The 19,127-nt window shown below is 68.8% G+C and carries 18 protein-coding genes; 7 read left to right on the forward strand and 11 right to left on the reverse strand.

Annotated features, from left to right (window positions below; genetic code table 11):
• Positions 1 to 7 precede the first annotated feature (7 nt).
• The 3 genes from ACFOM8_RS04265 to ACFOM8_RS04275 all read right to left on the reverse strand — a co-directional run bounded on the left by ACFOM8_RS04265 (position 8) and on the right by ACFOM8_RS04275 (position 4,135).
• Positions 8 to 937, reverse strand: coding sequence for a cation diffusion facilitator family transporter (locus tag ACFOM8_RS04265; RefSeq protein ID WP_377759611.1), 930 nt, complete (start codon positions 935 to 937; stop codon positions 8 to 10).
• Positions 937 to 3,744, reverse strand: a complete 2,808-nt coding sequence (gene polA, locus ACFOM8_RS04270; RefSeq protein WP_377759613.1) for a DNA polymerase I — start codon at positions 3,742 to 3,744, stop codon at positions 937 to 939. The genes ACFOM8_RS04265 and polA overlap by 1 nt, the downstream gene beginning before the upstream one ends.
• 142 nt (positions 3,745 to 3,886) lie before the next feature.
• Positions 3,887 to 4,135 (reverse strand): zinc-finger domain-containing protein, encoded by a 249-nt coding sequence (locus ACFOM8_RS04275; RefSeq protein WP_377759615.1) that lies wholly within the window; start codon positions 4,133 to 4,135, stop codon positions 3,887 to 3,889.
• Positions 4,136 to 4,239: 104 nt separating this feature from the next.
• Here ACFOM8_RS04275 and ACFOM8_RS04280 point away from each other — a divergent pair, with 104 nt between their 5' ends.
• Positions 4,240 to 5,163 (forward strand): ABC transporter ATP-binding protein, encoded by a 924-nt coding sequence (locus ACFOM8_RS04280; RefSeq protein WP_377759617.1) that lies wholly within the window; start codon positions 4,240 to 4,242, stop codon positions 5,161 to 5,163.
• A 194-nt stretch (positions 5,164 to 5,357) separates the two neighbouring features.
• Here the strand turns inward: ACFOM8_RS04280 and ACFOM8_RS04285 are convergent, their stop codons facing one another.
• Both ACFOM8_RS04285 and ACFOM8_RS04290 read right to left on the reverse strand, forming a co-directional pair.
• A complete protein-coding gene (locus ACFOM8_RS04285; protein WP_377759619.1) occupies positions 5,358 to 5,738 on the reverse strand; it encodes an HIT domain-containing protein in 381 nt (126 codons plus the stop codon).
• Between the two features lie 15 nt (positions 5,739 to 5,753).
• Positions 5,754 to 7,328, reverse strand: coding sequence for a DUF5928 domain-containing protein (locus tag ACFOM8_RS04290; protein WP_377759621.1), 1,575 nt, complete (start codon positions 7,326 to 7,328; stop codon positions 5,754 to 5,756).
• Between the two features lie 133 nt (positions 7,329 to 7,461).
• On the opposite strand from ACFOM8_RS04290, the gene ACFOM8_RS04295 reads away from it, so the two are divergent.
• On the forward strand, positions 7,462 to 8,280 hold the full coding sequence (locus ACFOM8_RS04295) for a sulfotransferase family protein (protein ID WP_377759623.1): 819 nt from the start codon (positions 7,462 to 7,464) through the stop codon (positions 8,278 to 8,280).
• Between the two features lie 15 nt (positions 8,281 to 8,295).
• On the opposite strand, the gene dps is transcribed toward ACFOM8_RS04295, so the two are convergent.
• From dps to ACFOM8_RS04320, 5 genes are all read right to left on the reverse strand, one after another.
• Positions 8,296 to 8,769 (reverse strand): DNA starvation/stationary phase protection protein Dps, encoded by a 474-nt coding sequence (dps, locus tag ACFOM8_RS04300; RefSeq protein ID WP_377759625.1) that lies wholly within the window; start codon positions 8,767 to 8,769, stop codon positions 8,296 to 8,298.
• A gap of 148 nt (positions 8,770 to 8,917) precedes the next feature.
• Positions 8,918 to 9,151, reverse strand: coding sequence for an acyl carrier protein (locus ACFOM8_RS04305; protein WP_089387089.1), 234 nt, complete (start codon positions 9,149 to 9,151; stop codon positions 8,918 to 8,920).
• Positions 9,152 to 9,298: 147 nt separating this feature from the next.
• Positions 9,299 to 10,036: a 3-oxoacyl-ACP reductase FabG gene (gene fabG / locus ACFOM8_RS04310; RefSeq protein ID WP_377759627.1), complete on the reverse strand. Its 738-nt coding sequence runs from the start codon at positions 10,034 to 10,036 to the stop codon at positions 9,299 to 9,301.
• A 41-nt stretch (positions 10,037 to 10,077) separates the two neighbouring features.
• On the reverse strand, positions 10,078 to 11,004 hold the full coding sequence (fabD, locus tag ACFOM8_RS04315; protein ID WP_377759629.1) for an ACP S-malonyltransferase: 927 nt from the start codon (positions 11,002 to 11,004) through the stop codon (positions 10,078 to 10,080).
• Between the two features lie 102 nt (positions 11,005 to 11,106).
• Complete coding sequence (locus ACFOM8_RS04320) at positions 11,107 to 13,038, reverse strand: potassium transporter Kup (RefSeq protein WP_377759631.1); 1,932 nt, start codon at positions 13,036 to 13,038, stop codon at positions 11,107 to 11,109.
• A gap of 143 nt (positions 13,039 to 13,181) precedes the next feature.
• Here ACFOM8_RS04320 and ACFOM8_RS04325 point away from each other — a divergent pair, with 143 nt between their 5' ends.
• Positions 13,182 to 13,916: a CDP-alcohol phosphatidyltransferase family protein gene (locus ACFOM8_RS04325; RefSeq protein WP_377759632.1), complete on the forward strand. Its 735-nt coding sequence runs from the start codon at positions 13,182 to 13,184 to the stop codon at positions 13,914 to 13,916.
• Complete coding sequence (locus ACFOM8_RS04330) at positions 13,913 to 15,643, forward strand: sulfatase (protein WP_377759634.1); 1,731 nt, start codon at positions 13,913 to 13,915, stop codon at positions 15,641 to 15,643. The genes ACFOM8_RS04325 and ACFOM8_RS04330 overlap by 4 nt, the downstream gene beginning before the upstream one ends.
• 93 nt (positions 15,644 to 15,736) lie before the next feature.
• Here ACFOM8_RS04330 and ndk read toward each other — a convergent pair whose 3' ends face one another.
• Positions 15,737 to 16,159 carry a nucleoside-diphosphate kinase gene (gene ndk, locus ACFOM8_RS04335; RefSeq protein WP_377759636.1) on the reverse strand — a complete coding sequence of 141 codons (423 nt, stop codon included), beginning with the start codon at positions 16,157 to 16,159 and terminating at the stop codon, positions 15,737 to 15,739.
• A 128-nt stretch (positions 16,160 to 16,287) separates the two neighbouring features.
• Here ndk and ACFOM8_RS04340 point away from each other — a divergent pair, with 128 nt between their 5' ends.
• From ACFOM8_RS04340 to ACFOM8_RS04350, 3 genes are all read left to right on the forward strand, one after another.
• A complete protein-coding gene (locus ACFOM8_RS04340) occupies positions 16,288 to 17,358 on the forward strand; it encodes an AI-2E family transporter (protein WP_377759638.1) in 1,071 nt (356 codons plus the stop codon).
• 63 nt (positions 17,359 to 17,421) lie between these two features.
• Positions 17,422 to 18,204, forward strand: a complete 783-nt coding sequence (locus tag ACFOM8_RS04345) for a GNAT family N-acetyltransferase (protein ID WP_377759640.1) — start codon at positions 17,422 to 17,424, stop codon at positions 18,202 to 18,204.
• Between the two features lie 107 nt (positions 18,205 to 18,311).
• Positions 18,312 to 19,127: an urease accessory protein UreD gene (locus ACFOM8_RS04350; protein WP_377759642.1), complete on the forward strand. Its 816-nt coding sequence runs from the start codon at positions 18,312 to 18,314 to the stop codon at positions 19,125 to 19,127.

A 19,127-nucleotide genomic window follows, 5' to 3' on the forward strand; every position in this document is an offset into this window, starting at 1 on the left:
ACCCAGCCTAGGCGTGATCGCGGTTCTTGCGATCAGCGCAGCTTTCGGGCGGCTCGATTTCGATGGTGGAGTGCGGGATGTCGAAGCGGCGGGCCAGCATGTCCTTGGCCGCGCGGGTGACGGCGAAGGGGGCGTCGCTTTCGACAACCAAATGCACGGATGCCGCCACGCGTTTCTCGTCGATCTGCCACAGGTGCAGGTGATGGGCGCCGCTGACGCCCGGCAACGCGCGCAAGGCCGACAGGACCGCGCCGGGATCGCTGCCCGGGGGGGCGGCCAGCATCAGGGTGCGGAACACCGGCCCGATTTCCATGCCGATATGCCACAGGATCACGGCGGAAATCGCCAGCGTCAGGATCGGGTCGGCCAGATGCCAGCCAAAGGCCCAGATCAGCAGGCCGCCCCCGATCACGGCGACCGACACTGCCGCATCGGCCACGTTGTGCAGGAACGCCGCGCGGATGTTGGCGCTGTTCTTCGATGCCCGCCAGACCAGCGCGGCTGTGGCCAGATCGACCGCCAGCGCGAAGGCGGCTAGCCCCACCACCAGACCACCCGCCACCTGCGGGGGATCGGCCAGGCGGCCAAGCGCCTCGACGGCCAGCCAGAGCGATATGGCGATCAGCGCCAGATAGTTGACAAAGGCCGCGACGATCTCGACCCGGCCCCAGCCATAGGACCAGTCGGGCGTGGCCGCCCGCCGCGCCAGCCTGCGCGCGCCGAAGGCCAGCACCAGGGCCAGCGCGTCGGACAGGTTGTGGATGCCGTCCGCGATCAGCGCGGTGGAATCGGCGGCATAGCCGCCTGCGATCTGCGCGGCGGTCAGGGCAAGGTTGACAACGACCGCCCAGCCGATGGCCGCGTCGCCGCCCTGTTGCCCATGCCCGTGCCCATGCCCGTGTCCATGCCCATGCGAATGGTTGTGTGCGTGTCCCATCAATGCGCCTCGGCCCAGTTCAGCCCGTGCCCGGCATCGACGACCAGCGGAACGGACAGTTTCACGGCGGGATCGGCGGCGCCCTCCATCACGGCGCGGGCGGCGGCGATGAGATCGTCCACGGCGTCCTCGCGCACCTCGAAGACCAGTTCGTCATGGACCTGCAACAGCATCCGCGCGGGCAGGTGCGCCACGGCCGCGGGCATGCGGATCATGGCGCGGCGGATGATGTCGGCGGCCGCCCCCTGGATCGGCGCGTTGATCGCCGCGCGGCGCGCGCCCCCCGCCGCCGGGCCGGACTGGTTGATCCCGGGCGTGTTGATGCGCCGCCCGAACAGGGTGCGCACCGAACCGTCGGCCTTCGCATCGGCCAGCGTGCGGTCCATATAGGCGCGGATTTCAGGAAAACGCTGGAAATAGGTGTCGATGAAGTCCTGCGCCTCGGCCCGCGGGATGCGCAGGTTGCGCGACAGCCCGAACGAGGAGATGCCATAGATCACCCCGAAGTTGATCGCCTTGGCGCGGCGGCGGATCATCGGATCCATGCCTTCGACGGGCACGCCGAACATCTGGCTGGCGGTCATGGCGTGGATGTCGATGCCTTCGCGGAACGCCTGCTTCAGCGCCGGGATGTCGGCCACATGGGCCAGGATCCGCAACTCGATCTGACTGTAGTCGAGGCTGACGAGCCGGTGCCCTTCGGCCGCGATGAAGGCCTCGCGGATGCGGCGGCCTTCCTCGGTCCGCACGGGGATGTTCTGGAGGTTCGGGTCGGTCGAGGCCAGCCGCCCGGTCTGCGCGCCCGCGATGGAATAGCTGGTATGGACGCGGCCCGTGTCCGGGTTCACGAAGGTCGGCAGGGCGTCGGTATAGGTCGATTTCAGCTTGGAGATCTGACGCCAGTCAAGGATGCGCGACGGCAGGTCGTGGCCTTCGGCCGCCAGATCCTCCAGCACGTCGGCGCTGGTGGAAAAGGCGCCGGTCTTGCCGGTCTTGCCGCCGGTCATGCCCATCTTGTCGAACAGGATTTCCCCAAGCTGCTTGGGGCTGCCGATGGTGAATTTCTGGCCTACCAGGGCGAAGATCTCGTCCTCCAGCGCCGCCATCTTCTGGGCGAAGGCGCCCGACATGCGTTTCAGCACGTCGCCGTCGATGCGGATGCCCGCCATCTCCATGTCGGCCAGAACCGGCACCATCGGGCGTTCGGTCAGCTCGTAGCTGGTCGTGACGCGTTCGACCGGCAGCAGGGGCGCGAAATGCTGGTAAAGACGCAGCGTGACATCGGCGTCTTCGGCGGCATAAGGGGCGGCCTTGTCGATGGGCACCTGCCCGAAGTTGATCTGCGCCTTGCCCGTGCCGATCAGATCCTTGATGGGGATGCACTTGTGGCCCAGGTAACGTTCGGCCAGCTCGTCCATGCCGTGGTTGTGGGTGCCCGCGTTCAGCGCATAGGACATCAGCATCGTGTCGGCCAGGGGCGTCATGCGGATGCCGTTCCGGGCGAGGATCTTCCAGTCGTATTTGAGGTTCTGGCCGATCTTCAGGATCGCCGGATCCTCCAGGAGCGGTTTTAGCGCGGCCAGAACCTCGGCCAGCGGCAGTTGGCCCGCAACCGGCGCGGACTGGCCGAACAGGTCGTCCCCGCCCGCCATGTGGCCCACGGGGACATAGCAGGCCTTGCCCGGCGCAACGGCCAGGCAGATGCCCACAAGGTCCGCCTGCATCTCGTCAAGGCCGGTGGTTTCGGTGTCGATGGCGACCTGGCCGGTGTCGCGGATCATCTGCATCCAACGGTCCAGCCCGGCGCGGTCTGTCACGGTTTCATACAGGCCGCGGTCGATGGGGGGCAGGTCCGGGGCGGCGGGCGCTTCGCGCGGGGGGGCGGAAACGACGGCGGGCGCCTCGGCCCCCAGGCGTTCGGCGACGCGGGCGGTGAGGGTGCGGAACTCCATTTCCGACAGGAAGGTCAGCAGGGTGGGCGCGTCGGGGGGGCGCACCTCCAGGCTTTCCAGCGTGAAATCCAGCGGCGTGTTGCAGTCCAGTTCGACCAGGCGCTTGGAGATGCGGATCTGTTCGGCATGGTCGATCAGGGTCTGGCGACGCTTGGGCTGCTTGATCTCGTCGGCGCGCGCCAGCAGGCTTTCCAGGTCGCCGAATTCGGTGATCAGTTGCGCGGCGGTCTTGATGCCGATGCCCGGCGCGCCCGGCACGTTGTCGGTCGGATCGCCCGCAAGCGCCTGCACGTCCACCACCCGGTCGGGGTAGACGCCGAACTTGGCGAAAACCTCGTCCCGGTCGATGGGCTTGCCCTTGATCGGATCCAGCATCTGCACGCCGTCGCCCACAAGCTGCATCAGATCCTTGTCGCTGCTGATGATCGTGACGGTGCCGCCCGCATCGCGCGCCTTGCAGGACAGCGCGGCGATGATGTCGTCGGCCTCGTAGCCCTCGGTTTCGATGCAGGCGATGTTGAAGGCGCGGGTGGCGTCGCGGGTCAGCGGGAATTGCGGGCGCAGATCCTCGGGCGGCTCGGGGCGGTTGGCCTTGTAGGCGTTGTAGATCTCATTGCGGAAGGTCTTGGACGAATAATCGAAGATCACCGCCGCATGGGTGGGCGCGTCGTGGCCCCGTTCGTCGGAAACGTATTTCCACAGCATGTTGCAAAAGCCCGCGACCGCGCCGACCGGCAGCCCGTCGGATTTGCGCGTCAGCGGCGGCAAGGCGTGATAGGCCCGGAAGATGAAGGCCGATCCGTCGATCAGGTGCAGGTGGTGGCCCTTACCGAATTTCGCGCCGAAGCTGTCCATGAAAGCGGTCCTTGTGCCGAGTCTTCGGGAACCGTTTTGGCAGAAAGCCGCGGGGGGCGCAAAGGGGCACGGTCGGAACCGGGGGCGCTTCGCCCCCCGGACCCCCCGGGGTACTTGGACAAAGAAGAAGCGGCCGGATGCCTCAGTGCTCGTCGTGGGCGTGGTCGCGGTCGATCACGAAGCGCTTGTCGCAGTAGCCGCAATCGACAAAGCCCGTTTCGGGCGAGATCGCCAGCCAGACGCGCGGATGGCCAAGCCCGCCCGCGTCGTCGCCGTCGCAGGCGACCTTCCAGGTGGTGACGATCTGCGTCGCGGGCGCGGGCAGCTTGAGTTCGGCCAGGCTGGTCTGTTCGGTCGAGAGCGAGTTCTCGGGAATGATGTACTTCGTCATGGCTGGCCTTCTTGTGGCGGCGGGCGGCATCTGGTCTAACGCCCCATACCGCAGCGCCGCCTGCCTTCGCAAGCTGTCGCAACCCGCCAGGGGAGACCAGACCCATGCCAAACGCCATCGACATCACAGGGTTGCGCAAGACCTATGCCGCCCAGGGAAACGCGCCGGCCAAGGAGGCGCTGAAGGGGATCGACCTTGCCATTCCGGCAGGCAGCATCTTCGGCCTGCTGGGGCCGAACGGGGCGGGCAAGTCGACGCTGATCAACATCCTGGCGGGGCTGGTCAACAAGACCGCGGGCCGCGTCACCATCTGGGGCTTCGACCAGGACGTGAACCCGCGCCAGTCGCGCGCCGCCATCGGGGTGATGCCGCAGGAGTTGAACATGGATCCGTTCTTCACCCCCCGCGCCAGCCTGGAGGTGCAGGCGGGGTTGTACGGCGTGCCCCGGTCCGAACGCTGGACCGACGAGCTTCTGGACCTGGTGGGACTGCGCGACCAGGCCAACGCCTATGCCCGCAACCTGTCGGGGGGCATGCGGCGGCGGCTGCTGCTGGCCAAGGCGCTGGTCCACCGCCCGCAGATCCTGGTGCTGGACGAGCCCACGGCGGGTGTGGACATCACCCTGCGCGAGATGCTGTGGCAGAATGTCCGGGCGCTGAACCGGCAGGGGATGACGATCATCCTGACCACCCATTACCTGGAGGAAGCCGAACAGATGTGCGACGAGATCGCCATCATCAACCACGGCGAACTGGTGGTGCGGCAGGACACCCGCAGCCTTTTGTCGCGCGCCGACGGCAAGACGCTGGTTCTGGACACGGGCGGGCGCGTCGCCCTGCCGGCGCTGCCCCCGGGCGCGCATCCCGACTGGCGGGGCGACGGGCGGCTGGCGATCAGCTATCCGCCCTCGCGCATTCGGGCCGACCAGTTGCTGGACGCGCTGCGCGGCGCAAACATTCCCATCCTGGATGTCGCGACCGAGCAGCCGGATCTGGAGGACGTGTTCGTTGAAATGACGCGGGGCTGAGGCGTCGGCCGGATGGATGCCCGGCACGGGCGGAAAAAACAAAATGCACGCGTTTGCCCGCCCGCCTGCGACGCTGCCACCGGAAAAGGCCGCCATTCCGCGACCGCGGCGGGCCGGCGTCCGCCGGGTGGGGACGGGCGCCGACCGGCGGCGCAGGCGATGGGCCTTGCCCGAGGACCGGACCTCCGAGGTGGCTAGCCGCGCAAGGACACCATCGGCCCCATTTCCCGCCCGCCCATGATGTGCAGGTGGTAATGCGGAACCTCCTGCACGCCGTGGGCGCCGGCATTGGTGATGGCGCGGAAGCCCTGGCCGTTCTCCAGCCCCACGCCTTCTGCCCGGACCACCTCGGCGCAAAGACGCGTAAAGGCCGCGATTTCCGCGTCCGCGGCATTGGCGGCGAAATCGTCGAAGCTGACATATCTGCCCTTGGGAATCACCAGCACATGGACCGGCGCCTTGGGGTTGATGTCGCGGAAGGCCAGGGCGTGGTCGTTCTCGGCCACGGTGTCGCAGGGGATCTCTCGGCGCAGGATCCGGGCGAAGATGTTGCTGTCGTCATAGGCAAGGGCCATGGGGCGTTCCTGTGGTCAATCGGTGAACAGATGCGAGGTCTGCGCCAGATCATGCGCGATGGCGGGGGAAACATCCAGAAAGCGCGCGATCGCCTCGGCATTGGCGGCGACGGAGCGTCCGGGGCCGATTGTGTCGAACTGCGCGAAGTCCATGTCGCGCAGCCGTTCGGCTTCGTGAGACAGGTCGCTTTCCACGATGGGCAGAAGTTGCGCGATCACCGCGTCGGGCGTCCCTTCGCCAACCAGGCCCACGCGGCGCACGTGGCCGCGCAGATAAGCCTCGTCGAAGTCGCTGTCGATGAACAGGATCCGCGTCCGGGTCCGGTCGCCCGCGAAATCCGCGATCAGCGCCAGGGCCGAGGGGTCGAGGCACAGAACCAACTGACGGGCGCCGAAATCGTCCAGAAGCAGCCGCACCAGCGCCCGGCGGTGCCGTTCCCGCTTGGCCACGGTCGAGGCGATGCCGCCCAGGTCGGGCAGCCCCGCGTCGCGTTCGTTGAAGATGTAGTCCACCGCCGGAATGCCGGTCAGCGCCCGGATGGCCGCGGTCAGCCGCTTGGCGACATGCCATTTCTTGGCGACGATCAGGCCGATCGCGTGGTCGCGGGACATGCCCTGGTCTTCCCAGAAACGCGGGGCAAAGCGGCGCCCGACACGGCCGCGCCCCGTCAGGAAGCGGAACAAGCGCGGCGCCTCGTTCGAGATGGCGAAGCCCACGCCTTCGGCCAGCCACAACGCGCCCAGCCTGGCGCGCAGCTCCTGCGCGTCCGAGCTGATCTTGCGCGCGAACAGGTAGTCCTGGCGGATCAGCAGGTCGTAATGGTCGTTGTAGAAGGTGACCGGCATCCCGTAGTCGGTGAACATCAGGCAGGTGGGCGAGCGGCGGCGGATCTGGTCCTTGGGCACGACATGGGCGACAAGGGTCTGGAAAAAGGTCTCGTCCGGGATCCAGGTCGTGCGGAAAAAGCGCACCAGATCAGGGCGGTCGTCGATCAGCGCCAGAACGGCCTCGACCGTTTGGCGGCGCAGGCACCACCATTGCGACCCGATCATGATCTGAAGACCCCTGGGCAGCCTGCGGTCCAGACCCAGCCTTTGCTGCGTCTTCATGCTGGCATAGAACAGGCGCTTGTTCTTGCGTTCGTTGAACCAGTGGCGATAGATCAGCCGTTCCTCCTTGATGCCGGTCTTGATCCAGTCGCTGTCGAAGAAGTCGAAGGATTCTATATAGTCGCAGTCGTCCCGGTCCAGAAAGGCGCGCGCGTGTTCCGCCGACTTGATCGGCATGCAGTCGCCCGACAGCATGTAGAAATGCGTGGCCCGGGGAAAGCGGCGCTCGGCCTCGCGCAGGGCAGACAAGGTGGCGGCGACCAGCGACCATTCGCCCCAACCGCACCGGAACCGCCGGGGCGCGAAGGCCACGCCCGGCTCATCGGCCAGCGCCTGCCGGATCAGGCGGCAATCCTCGGGCGGGGCGCCGCGGTCATAGTGAATGACGACATGATCGCCCGTGGCCGTCAGACGCCGCGCCTGGTCCACCACGCCCCGGGGATCCTTGTGGGTCAGCAGGATAAAGACGATGCGGGCCATGGGGACGCGAATTCCCGGTCAAATCCTGTGGTATCGGACGGCGTTCAAATCTTGCGCCTGCCCTGCTAACCGTGTGTAAACGCCTTTGACGTGTGCCGGCAAGCCGGACTGCAATCTTGGAGAACGACCGCCAATGGGCTTTCCCGGTGTCTGGATGACCGAAAGCGAAAGCCTGATCTATCGGGTGGTGCCGAAATGCGCCTGCTCGACGATCGGGCAGATCATGTTCTATTCCGATCACGGCCGCTTCTTCGACGGCGACATTCACGATTCCACCGCCGGGCTGCACAAGTGGTCGCAGGACGGCAGCAAGCCCTTGATCGAGAATGCGGTGGCCCGGGGCGAGGCCGTCACCTTCACCTGCGTGCGCAATCCTTACGCGCGGATCCTGTCGTCCTTTTTCGACAAGATCGCCGGCATCCAGCGCAACGGCAGACGCTATCGCGGCAATCTGGTGCCGCAGCTGGCGCAGCAATACGGCATCGACGTGGGCAGCCCGGACAACGGTTTCGACTTCGACCAGGTGGCCAGCTTCCGCCGCTTCCTGCTGTTTGCCCGCGACACCATCCGCTGGCGCCGCCCGATGGAGCCTGACATCCACTGGTCGTCCATGTCGGGCCATATCGCCACCTTTATCGCGAACGGCGGCCGCTACGACCGGATCTTCTTCACGGAGGACTTCGGCGCCGGCATGGCGCAGGTGCTTGGATCGGCCCGGACGCCGGTTCCCGTCGATCTGGACGCCGTGCCGCGCTTCAACGAATCCGAAGGCCACGGGCCCAGGCGGGCCCACGAGGTCAGCGCCTATTTCGACGACCTGTCGCGGCATCTGGTCTGGGAAATCTACAAGGACGATTTCCAGCTGTTCCGCTATGACTTCGACGATCCCGACAACAGGATGCCCCTGGGCGAGGTCGATCTGGACAGGGTTCACGCCAGGCTGGGCCGCTGAGGTTTGTGGCGGCCATCACTCCAGATGGCTTTCCAGGAACCACAGATCCTTGTCCACCGTGCGCGAGGCGGCGGTCAGGATGTCGGCAGTGTCGGCATCCCCCGCCTCGTCCGTGGCGTCGATGGCCGCGCGCAGCTTTTCGCCATGATCGCGATAGCGTTCCGACAGCGCCCGGATGTGATCCTCGGCCTTGGTCAGGTCGGTCGGGTATTCGGGCAGGCCGCTGTCCGCCGCGACCTTCTGCGCCGTGCCGATTGCGATGCCGTCCAGTTGCTGCACGCGCTCGGCCATGGTGTCGACATGGCCTTGCAGGTTGGCATGAAGCATGTCCAGCAGCTCATGGACCGCGATGAAGTTGCGGCCCTTCACGTTCCAATGCGCCTGCTTGACCGCCAGCGCCAACGCGATCGAATCGGCCAGCCGCCCGTTCAGTTCCGAGATCGCGGTCTTGCGGGCATTGTCGGTCAGGCCCTTCAGTTCGACAGCCATGGTCGGCTCCTTCCATTCCGTGTTGCGCGGTCCAACGGCGCGCCGCCGCCCGCGGTTCCGGCAAGGCCGCCATGCGCCAATGGAAAACGGCGCCCCTGCCGGTGCAAGGACGCCGCCCGAATGGTGCCGGCGATCGGCGGGAAGCGGATCAGACCGCGCCCTTGATGAAGGTCACCGCGTCGCCGACGGTCTGGATGGTTTCGGCGGCGTCGTCGGGGATCTCGATCCCGAATTCCTCCTCGAACGCCATGACCAGCTCGACGGTGTCGAGGCTGTCGGCCCCCAGATCGTCGATAAAGGACGCGGATTCGACCACCTTGTCCTCCTCGACGCCCAGATGCTCGACCACGATCTTCTTCACGCGATCAGCGATATCGCTCATGTCCTATCCTCATTCTCGCGGGCATCCGCCCAATTGATCCGCGGATACGCGATCCGCTTCGGCACAGGGCGGTTTCCCTGCTGCTCAAGGCCGGGATATAGCACCCGCTTGCCCTGTTGCAACCGCTTTCGCGTGCCGGCGCCCGCGTCAGACCATCGCCATGCCGCCGTTCACGTGCAGCGTGGCGCCGGTGACATAAGCGGCTTCGGGACTGGCCAGATACAGCGCCGCCGCCGCGATCTCGGCGGGCGCGCCCATGCGGCCCACGGGGATCTGGTCCAGGATCTTGCCCTTCTGGTCGTCGCTCAGCTTGTCGGTCATGGCCGTGGCGATAAAGCCGGGCGCGACGCAGTTGACTGTGATCCCGCGCGAGGCGACCTCATGGGCCAGCGATTTCGACATGCCGACCAGCCCCGCCTTGGCGGCGGCATAGTTGCCCTGCCCCGGATTGCCCGTGGACCCCACAACCGAGGTGATGTTGACGATCCGCCCCCAGCGGGCCTTCATCATGCCGCGCAATGCGGCGCGCGACAGGCGGAAGACGCTGGTCAGGTTCACGTCCATGACCTGCGCCCATTCCTCGTCCGACATGCGCATGAACAGGTTGTCGCGCGTGATGCCCGCGTTGTTGACCAGAACATCGACCGAGCCCATGGCTGCGGACGCGTCCTTGATCAGCCCGGCCGCCGCTTCGGGCTGCGACAGGTTGGCGGGCACCACATGCGCCCGCTCGCCCAATCGCGCCGCCAGCTCCTGCAACGGCCCCTCGCGCGTGCCGGACAAGGCGACGGTGGCGCCCGCGCCGTGCAGCGCCTCGGCAATGGCGCCGCCGATGCCGCCCGATGCGCCCGTGACCAATGCCGTCCTGCCTGTCAGATCGAACATGCCCGTTCCTTCTTCTTTGTCCAAATACCCGAAAGGCATCCTCAGCCCTTCAGCGCCGCGACATCCGCCGGAACGCCGACATTCCGCACGGCCGCGTCCCTGGCGATCCGCTTGATCATCCCCGACAGCGCCTTGCCGGCGCCGATCTCCCAGAACTCGGCAACGCCCGCTTGCGCCATGTTGGCGACGGATTCGCGCCAGCGCACGGTGCCCGTCACCTGTTCGACCAGCAGCCGCCGGATCGCGCCGGGTTCCGTGACCGCCTCGGCGCGGACATTGGCCACCAGCGGCACGGCGGGGGGCTGGATGTCCACGCCCGCCAGCGCCTCGGCCATCACGGCGGCGGCAGGCTGCATAAGCACCGAATGGAAGGGCGCCGAGACCGGCAGCATCAGCGCCCGCTTGGCGCCCGCCTCCTTCATCGCCGCGGCCGCGCGCTCCACCGCGCCCTTGTGACCCGAGATCACCACCTGCCCCGGATCGTTGTCGTTGGCGGCCTGCACGACCTCCTCGCCCGCGACCTCGCGCGCGATCCGGTCCACGGTGGCGAAGTCCAGCCCCAGGATCGCCGCCATCGCGCCCTGGCCGACCGGCACGGCCTCCTGCATGGCCTGGCCGCGCAGCCGCAAGAGCCGCGCCGCATCCTCCAGCGTCAGCGACCCCGCCGCGCACAGCGCCGAGTACTCCCCCAGCGAATGCCCCGCCACGAAATTCGCGTCCCGGATGGTGATCCCCTCGGCCTCCAGCGCCCGGAACGCCGCCATCGAGGCCGCCATCAACGCCGGCTGCGCGTTCCGCGTCAGCGTCAGCGTGTCGATATCCCCGTCCCAGATCAGGTCCGAGAGCTTTTCCCCAAGCGCCTCGTCCACCCGCTCGAAGACCTCGCGGGCGGATGGATAGACCTCGGCCAACTCGCGCCCCATGCCGATGCTTTGCGCCCCCTGGCCGGGAAAAACGAACGCGCGCATGTGGGGGCCTCCTCGGAATGATGCTGGTGCGCAGGGATAGCGCGCGGGGGTCGGCGGCGCAACGGGGATGGGACGGACCAGCCGCCGGGCATGTGGCCCCCCTCAGATGTTCTTCTGCTGCCCCAGCTCCACCACCCGGTTCGACGGCAGCCGGTAATAGTTCGTCGGCTCCGCCGCGGACCGGTACAGCCGCACGAAGATCCGGCTCATCCAATGGGGCATCAGCGTGCCCTTGCCCGACCGCAGCGTGCGTCGGTTCAGGAAGAACGAGGTGGACATGATGTCGAACTTCAACCCCTCGCGCTTGGCCTCGGCCAGGGCGCGGGGGACGTTGGGCTGCTCCATGTAGCCAAAGGACAGCCAGGCCCGCCAAAAGCCGGGGGCGATGTTTTCCAGGCGCAGGCGGGCGTCGTCGGGGACGCGGGGGGTGGTGGCGCTTTCGACCTTCACGATGAAGTTGCGCTCGTGCAGGACGCGGTTGTGCTTGAGGTTGTGCAGCAGCGCGGGCGGGGCCGCCATCGGGTCGGCCGTCAGAAAGACCGCCGTGCCCGGCACGATCACGGGGGGCGATTTCACCAGCTTGCCCGCCAGCAGGTCCATGGCGATGCTTTCGGCGGCCAGCTTGTCCTGCAACCGGCGCATCCCCTCGACCCAGATCAGCATCAGAACGATCGCGAAGCAGGCGAAAAGCAGCGGGATATAGCCGCCGTCCAGAAGCTTCATCAGGTTGGCCGAAAAGAAGATCAGCTCGATCCCCAGAACCGGCACCATCACGGCGGCGACCAGCGGCCATGTCCAGTTCCAGGCCCAGCGGAACACCACAACCGCCAGGATCGAGGTGATCACCATGTCCCCCGTCACCGCGATGCCATAGGCGCTGGCCAGCCGGGCGGAGGATCCGAAGGCCAGCACCAGCGCCGCCACGCCGATCATCAGCACCGCGTTGACCTTGGGCAGGTAGATCTGCCCCGCCTGGGTGTCCGAGGTGTACTTGATGTGCAGGCGCGGCAGCAGGCCCATCTGCACCGCCTGCGCCGCGACCGAGAACGCGCCCGAGATCACCGCCTGCGAGGCGATCACCGTGGCCGCCGTGGCCAGGATCACCAGGGGCACCAGGAACCATTCGGGCGCCATCAGGAAAAAAGGGTTCGACACGGTTTCGGGATTGGCCAGCACCATGGCGCCCTGGCCCAGATAGGACAGCGCGAGGGCGGGAAAGACCAGCACGCTCCAGGCGGTGCGGATGGCGCTGCGGCCGAAATGGCCCATGTCGGCGTAAAGCGCCTCGGCCCCGGTGACGGCCAGGAAGACCGAACCCAGAACCGGCATCGCGGCCATGCCGTAGTCGGTCAGAAAGCCCGCCGCGCGCAGCGGGTTCAGCGCCTGGAGGATGCGCGCGTCGTCGGCGATATGGCCCAGGCCCAGGATCGCCATGGTGGAAAACCACACCAGCATGACCGGCCCGAACAGCCGGGCGATCCGGTCGGTGCCGCCGCGCTGGACCCAGAACAGCACAATCACGATCGCCAGCGTCGCCGGCACCACCCAGGGTCCGAAACCCGGTTCGACCAGGGTCAGCCCTTCGACCGCGGACAGGACCGACATCGCCGGGGTGATCATGCAGTCGCCGAAGAACAGCGACACCCCCACGATCCCCAGCAGCAGCAGCAGCCGGCGCCGCCGCGCGTCGGGTCCGGCCTTCAGCGCGCCCTGCGCCTTGGCGACCAGCGACAGGGTGCCCCCCTCGCCGTTGTTGTCGGCGCGCAGGATCAGGATCACGTATTTCACCGTCACGATCAGCACCACCGTCCAGAACAGCAGCGACACGATGCCGATCACCGCCGTTTCGGGCAGGCCTTCCTCGCGCGCGTGGACAAGCGACTCGCGCAGGGCATAAAGCGGCGAGGTGCCGATGTCGCCGTAAACGACGCCCAGGCAGGCCAGCACAAGGGCGGGCGTCAGCTTCGACGGGGTATGGGGTTCACGCGCATGGTCCGCCGCAGACGGGCCGGTTGCGGCTTCTTCGCTGGCCATTCCGGCACTCCGACTGCGATTCCGCGGTGATATGCGCCCGTTGAGAGGGCGGTTCAAGAAAAATTTATCGCTCCGCCGTTCCGGCGTCTCGCAGGCATGAAGTCCCCGTTGACGCAAGGCGCGCTTGGCCCGAGGCTTCGGGGATGCGCAAGTCCTGGCCCGTCCGCCCGCTGCATCCCGTCGTGCCGTCGTTGCCGGTCTGGACCGGCCTTGCCCTGTCCGCAGGACTTGCGGCGGCGCTGGCCTGGATAACGGCGCGGACCCTCGGGGCAAGCGGGGCGGCGGGGGCGGGAACGGTTGCGGGCTTTCTGGGGGCGGCGGCGGGCATCGGGATCCTGATGCGGCGGCATTACCCGCATTCCCGCATGGGGGCCTGCAACATGGTCACGCTGGGGCGCGCGGCCCTTGTGTGCGCGCTGCTTGCCCCGCTTGCCGACGGCCGCGGTGCAGGCTGGGCGGCGGCCGCCGTGGCCGGGCTGGCGCTGGCGCTGGACGGGGCCGATGGCTGGCTGGCGCGCCGCGCGGGGCTTGTGTCGCGCTTCGGCGCCCGCTTCGACATGGAGGTCGATGCGGCCATGGCCCTGGTTCTGTCCCTGCACGTCCTGGTCGGCACGGCCCTGGGCCCCGAGGTTCTGCTGCTGGGCCTGGCCCGATACGGCTTTGTCGCGGCGGGGCTGGCCCTGCCCTGGCTGCGGGCCGACCTGCCGCCGAGCCTGGGGCGCAAGACGGTCTGCGTGGCGCAACTGGCGGCGCTGATCCTGCTGCAAACCCCCTTGCCGACCGAGACGCAGGCGGTCTGGCTGACGCGCCTGACCGTTCTGGCGCTGCTGTGGTCCTTTGGCCGCGACATCCTGTGGCTGCAAGGACGCCGGGGGTGAGGGCGCCGGTCCGGCCCGGCCTGCCGGGGGCGATCCTGGCGATCCATGCCGTTCTGGCGCTGCCCACGGCGCCGGGCCGGTTCGGCGGGGCATGGCTGGCCGTGGACGCGGACCTGCCGGTCCTGGTGCTGGCCCTGGCCTGGCTGGGCTTTGCCGGGATGGGCCTTGCCGGGCGGATCGCGGCCACCGGGGCCTTGTGGCTGCTGGCCGTGCAGAAGCTGGCCGATCTGGGCATGGGTCATGTCCTTGGCAGGCCCTTCGCCCCGGCTGCGGACCTGCCGCTGATCGGGTCGGGGTTCGAGGTTCTTGCAGGCGCCTTCGGCACCCCCGCGGCGGTGGCGGCCGCGGCGGGCGCCGTGGGCCTGGCCGGCGGGCTTGCCCTGGCCTTGTGGCGGGCCTGCGGCATTCTGGCCCGGCTGCGGCCCCGGCAGGCCGTGGCGCCTGCCGGGGCCCTGGCCGTTCTTGCCGTTCTTGCGCTCGTCCTGGGCGATCACCGCCCTTCCAACGGCGCCTATGCCCTGGGCAAGATCGCGGAAGCCCGCCAGATGCGGGCCGATCTGGGGAAACTGCGCCGGGCCGGCGCGCGTGACCCGTTTCAAGGCGCGCCCGGCCTGCTGGAGGCGATCAACCGCGACGTGATCGTGATCTTTGTCGAAAGCTATGGCCGCACCAGCTTCGACACGCCGTTTTACGCCGCCCGCCATCTGGAAACCCTGCGGCAGGCGCAGGCCCGGCTTGGTGCGGCGGGCCTTGCCATGCGGTCGGGCTTTGTCGCGGCGCCGACGCAAGGCGGGCAAAGCTGGCTGTCCCATGCGACCTTCGCCAGCGGGCTGTGGATCGACAACCAGACGCGCTATCGCGCGATCCTGGCCAGCGGCCGCGCGGGGCTGTTCCACCATGCGCGCCGCGCGGGCTTTCGCACGGCGGCGGTGATGCCCGCGATCACCCGCCCCTGGCCCGAGGCCCGGACCCTGGGCTTCGACCGGATCCTTGCCGCCGACGACCTCGGCTATCGCGGAAAACCCTTCAACTGGGTGACGATGCCCGACCAGTTCACGCTGGCGGCCACCGACCGGCTGCTGCGCAGGCAGCCGGACCGGCCGCGCCTGTTCGCGCAGGTCGCGCTGATCTCGTCCCACGCGCCCTGGGTTCCCGTGCCGCGCCTGCTGGACTGGGACCGGCTGGGCGACGGCCGGGTCTTCGACGCCATGGCCGCGGCGGGCGATCCGCCCGAGGTCGTCTGGCGCGACCCGGCCCGCGTCCGGCGGCAGTACCGCGACGCGCTGGACTACTCCCTGGCCACGGTCATGGACTATGCGCTGCGCCATGCCGCCGATCCGCCGCTGCTGATCGTGCTGGGCGACCACCAGGCGGCCCCCGCCATCGCCCTGGACAACCGGCCCGAGACCGTGCTGCACCTGATCGGCCCCCCATCCCTGGTCGACCGGGCCGCCGCCTGGGGGCTGACCTGCGGGTTGATCCCGCCCGGCACCGGCAAGGCCCCGCCCATGGACCGGTTGCGCGACCTGATCCTGGGCGGCTTCGGCACGGGCGGCGGGCCGGGTGCCGCCGCCCTGCCAGGCCATCCGGCGGACGATCCGGCGCCATTCGCTTCCACGAACGGGCGCGCCCCGGGGTCCATCGGAAACAGACCCGACCAAGCCCGGGAACGGCCCGCCCCGCCGCCGACGGGCGGGGGCAGGGCTTGCGAAGCCCGTCGGCGTTGAAGGCGGAGGCGTCGAAACGAACGCCAGGCGCCACGGGTCCGCGAAAGAAGAAGGGGGCCGCGCGGCCCCCTTTCCGTCGCATCCGTCCGGCGATCAGCCGACCAGTTCAAGCCCCGAAAAGAAGAACGCGATCTCCTCCCTGGCCGTTTCCGGCGCGTCCGAGCCGTGAACCGAGTTTTCGCCCACCGACAGCGCGAATTCCTTGCGGATGGTGCCCTCCTCGGCCTGGGCGGGGTTGGTCGCGCCCATCACCTCGCGGTTCCTGGCAATGGCGTTCTCGCCTTCCAGCACCTGCACCACGACGGGTTCCGAGGCCATGAACTCGACCAGCTCGCCGTAGAAGGGGCGGTCCTTGTGGACTTCGTAGAACTTGCCCGCCTGCTCGGCCGACAGCTTGATGCGCTTTTGCGCGACGATGCGCAGGCCCGCGTCCTCGAACTTGGCGTTGATCCTGCCGGTCAGGTTGCGGCGGGTGGCGTCGGGCTTGATGATGGAAAGCGTGCGTTCGATGGCCATGGGTCTGTCCCTTTGCTGTGGCAGGCGGGCCAGCCCCGCCCGGTCATGAAATCCGCGCCCGGTTATCAGGGATGGTATCTGCGGGCAAGGCAGGCATGATGCGCGCGAAACAGACGAAAGGCCCCCGCATGACCGACCGTCCCGCCGTTCCCGACCCCGCTCCGCAGCCCCGCCTGCGTCCCGGCCCCATCGCCATCGTTTTTGCCGCGGCGCTGCTGCTGGCCGCCGCCTGGCAGTGGTCGAACGTGCTGCTGATGGGCTTCGGCGCGATCCTGATCGCCATCGCGCTGCGGGCGGGGGCGGCCTTGCTGAACCGGCGCGCGGGCCTCGCCTTCAAGCCGGGGGTGCTGCTCTGCGCCCTTGCCGCCATTCTGGCCGTCGCCGGGATCGCGGCATGGGCGGGGCCGTCGATCTCGGAGCAGTTCCGCCAGCTGATCGGCAGCCTGCCCGACGCCTGGCGCCAGGTCGAGGACTGGATGGGCGAAAGCTCCGTCGGCCAGTTCCTGGAACGGCGGATGGAGAACGCCCAGGCCGGCGGCGGCGCGGCGCCCACGGGCAGCCTGCCCTCGGTCTTCGGCTATCTGACGGGAACGCTGACCACGGTTTTCGGCAGCCTGGCGAATCTGGTGCTGCTTGTGACGGTGGCGATCTTCCTGGCGCTGGACGCGCCGATGTATCGGGGCGGCGCGCTGCGGCTGGTGCCGCCCTTTTACCGCGCCCGCGCGGCCCGGATCGCCGATGAACTCGCCCGCGCCCTGGGCCGCTGGATGGGGGGACAGGCGCTGGACATGGTGCTGGTGGCCCTGGTCACGGGCCTTGGCCTGTGGCTTCTGGGCGTGCCGCTGGCGCTGGTGCTGGGCCTGATCGCCGGGCTGACCAACATCATCCCGGTGGTCGGCCCCTTTCTGTCGGGGATCCCGGCCGTGCTGTTCGCCATGACCCAGGGCTTCGAGTTGGCGATCTATGTCGCGCTTCTGTTCGTGGTCGTCCAGCAGCTGGAAGGCAACCTGCTGATGCCCCTGATCCAGCGTTTCGCAGCCGACCTGCCCCCCGCGCTGACGGTGCTGGCGATCCTGGCCTTCGGCAGCCTGTTCGGCTTTGCCGGGGTGGTGCTGGCGACGCCGCTGCTTTTGGTCTCGATCATCCTGGTCAAGCGCATCTATGTCGAGGATGTGCTGGGCGACCGGGAAGACGGCTAGATTTTTCCGCGCCTTTGCCGCGCCAGAGCGGTATGATCGCCCGAGCTGTTCCAGGGGCGCCACATGCAACCGATGCGAAAAGGCCGGTATCTGGCCCGGCTGGCCGAGACCTCCGCCGACCTGCGCGCCGCGCAGCGCCTGCGCTGGCTGTGCTTCGTGGCCCGCGAGGGCGCGTCGGACGCCGCCGCGCGGCTGGAGGCCGACGCCCTGGACGCCCGCTGCCGCCACGTGCTGGTGGAGGATGCGGCGACAGGCCGGCTGGCCTGCTGCTTTCGCTTCCTGCCGCTGGCGGACGGGGGCGACATCGCCCGCAGCTATTCGGCGCAGTTCTACGACCTGTCGGCGCTGGAGGCCTTTGACCGCCCGATGCTGGAAATCGGGCGCTTCTGCGTCCGCCCCGGCCTGTGCGATCCCGACATCATCCGCATCGCCTGGGCCGCCCTGACCCGCCTGGTCGATGAAACCGGCGTCCAGATGCTGTTCGGCTGCTCGTCCTTCATCGGGACCGAACCCGCCCCCCATGCCGAGGCCTTTGCCGTGCTGCGCGCCCGCCACCTCGCCCCCCGCCGCTGGTGGCCGCGCATCAAGGCGCCCCATGTGTTCCGCTTCGCCCGGGCGCTGCTGCCCGGCCAGCCCGATCCCCGGCGCGCCATGGCCGCGATGCCGCCCCTGCTGCGCAGCTATCTGGCGCTTGGCGGATGGGTCAGCGACCACGCCGTCGTGGACCAGGGCCTGCGGACCATGCATGTCTTCACCGGGGTCGAGATCCGGGCGATCCCCCCGGCCCGGCGCAGGCTGCTGCAAACGGCGGCGCATCGACCGGTTCCAACCCTGCGCGCCTTTTGAGCAGTCAGCCCTTTTGATGGGCAGGCCCGGCCCTGCCGCCTGTCCGGCAGGCATGGCCCGGACACGGCCCGATTGACCTTTCCGGCAGCGGGACGCCCTGTCGGGGCATGTTCGTCAGCGCCGTTCCCTTCCACCCCCATCAGCGCAGCCAGGGCGCCGCGCATGTGGTCATGGGGCCGCGCGGACTGGCCGATCTGGCGCAGCGCGGATCGGCCAAGGCGATGCTGCCGCGCGTGCCGGTGGGACCGCCGGAGATCGTGTTTCTCAACACGGCGGGCGGTCTGGCCTCGGGCGACCGGCTGTCCTTCGCGGTCACGCTGCGGCCCGGGGCGCGCGCGCTTGCCACGACGCAGACGGCGGAACGCGCCTACCGCGCCGAGGGTCCGGCGGCCCGCGCCGAGGTCCGCCTCGAGGTGGGCGAGAATGGCTGGCTGGACTGGCTGCCGCAGGAAACCATCCTGTTCGACGGCGCGCGGCTGGACCGGGACACCGCCGTGGATCTGGCCCCCGGCGCGGGCTGCCTGCTGGTGGAGATGATCGTGCTGGGCCGCCTGGCCAGGGGCGAACAGCCCCGCCGCCTGCACCTGCGCGACCGCCGCGTGGTGCGCCAGGGGGGCCGGACCGTTCATCACGACGCCATGGCCCTGGACGATGCCGCCCTGCCCCGGCTGGACGGCCCCGCCCTGCTGAACGGCGCGCGCTGCCTGGCGACGCTGGCGGTGATCGCGCCTCACGCGCCCGACCTTCTGGGCCCCGCCCGCGCCGCGCTGGACCAGCCGGGCGTCACATCGGCCGCCAGCGCGCCTCCGGGCCGGCTGGTGATCCGGTGCCTCGCCCGGGACGACTGGCCCCTGCGGCGGCAGGTCAACCGGCTGCTGACCATGCTGCGTCCCGATCCCCTTCCCCGCATCTGGCAGGTCTGA

The sequence above is a fragment of the Paracoccus angustae genome (assembly GCF_042648745.1).
Classification (GTDB): Bacteria; Pseudomonadota; Alphaproteobacteria; order Rhodobacterales; family Rhodobacteraceae; genus Paracoccus; species Paracoccus angustae.

Coding starts and splice junctions, on each gene's coding strand:
- ACFOM8_RS04275 (WP_377759615.1), bottom strand. CDS start 4,135: ATGACGAAGTACATCATTCCCGAGAACTCGCTCTCGACCGAACAGACC.
- ACFOM8_RS04350 (WP_377759642.1), top strand. CDS start 18,312: ATGTTCGTCAGCGCCGTTCCCTTCCACCCCCATCAGCGCAGCCAGGGC.
- ACFOM8_RS04345 (WP_377759640.1), top strand. CDS start 17,422: ATGCAACCGATGCGAAAAGGCCGGTATCTGGCCCGGCTGGCCGAGACC.
- fabG (WP_377759627.1), bottom strand. CDS start 10,036: ATGTTCGATCTGACAGGCAGGACGGCATTGGTCACGGGCGCATCGGGC.
- ndk (WP_377759636.1), bottom strand. CDS start 16,159: ATGGCCATCGAACGCACGCTTTCCATCATCAAGCCCGACGCCACCCGC.
- dps (WP_377759625.1), bottom strand. CDS start 8,769: ATGGCTGTCGAACTGAAGGGCCTGACCGACAATGCCCGCAAGACCGCG.
- fabD (WP_377759629.1), bottom strand. CDS start 11,004: ATGCGCGCGTTCGTTTTTCCCGGCCAGGGGGCGCAAAGCATCGGCATG.
- ACFOM8_RS04320 (WP_377759631.1), bottom strand. CDS start 13,038: ATGGCCAGCGAAGAAGCCGCAACCGGCCCGTCTGCGGCGGACCATGCG.
- ACFOM8_RS04290 (WP_377759621.1), bottom strand. CDS start 7,328: ATGGCCCGCATCGTCTTTATCCTGCTGACCCACAAGGATCCCCGGGGC.
- ACFOM8_RS04265 (WP_377759611.1), bottom strand. CDS start 937: ATGGGACACGCACACAACCATTCGCATGGGCATGGACACGGGCATGGG.
- ACFOM8_RS04340 (WP_377759638.1), top strand. CDS start 16,288: ATGACCGACCGTCCCGCCGTTCCCGACCCCGCTCCGCAGCCCCGCCTG.
- polA (WP_377759613.1), bottom strand. CDS start 3,744: ATGGACAGCTTCGGCGCGAAATTCGGTAAGGGCCACCACCTGCACCTG.
- ACFOM8_RS04325 (WP_377759632.1), top strand. CDS start 13,182: ATGCGCAAGTCCTGGCCCGTCCGCCCGCTGCATCCCGTCGTGCCGTCG.
- ACFOM8_RS04285 (WP_377759619.1), bottom strand. CDS start 5,738: ATGGCCCTTGCCTATGACGACAGCAACATCTTCGCCCGGATCCTGCGC.
- ACFOM8_RS04305 (WP_089387089.1), bottom strand. CDS start 9,151: ATGAGCGATATCGCTGATCGCGTGAAGAAGATCGTGGTCGAGCATCTG.
- ACFOM8_RS04280 (WP_377759617.1), top strand. CDS start 4,240: ATGCCAAACGCCATCGACATCACAGGGTTGCGCAAGACCTATGCCGCC.
- ACFOM8_RS04295 (WP_377759623.1), top strand. CDS start 7,462: ATGGGCTTTCCCGGTGTCTGGATGACCGAAAGCGAAAGCCTGATCTAT.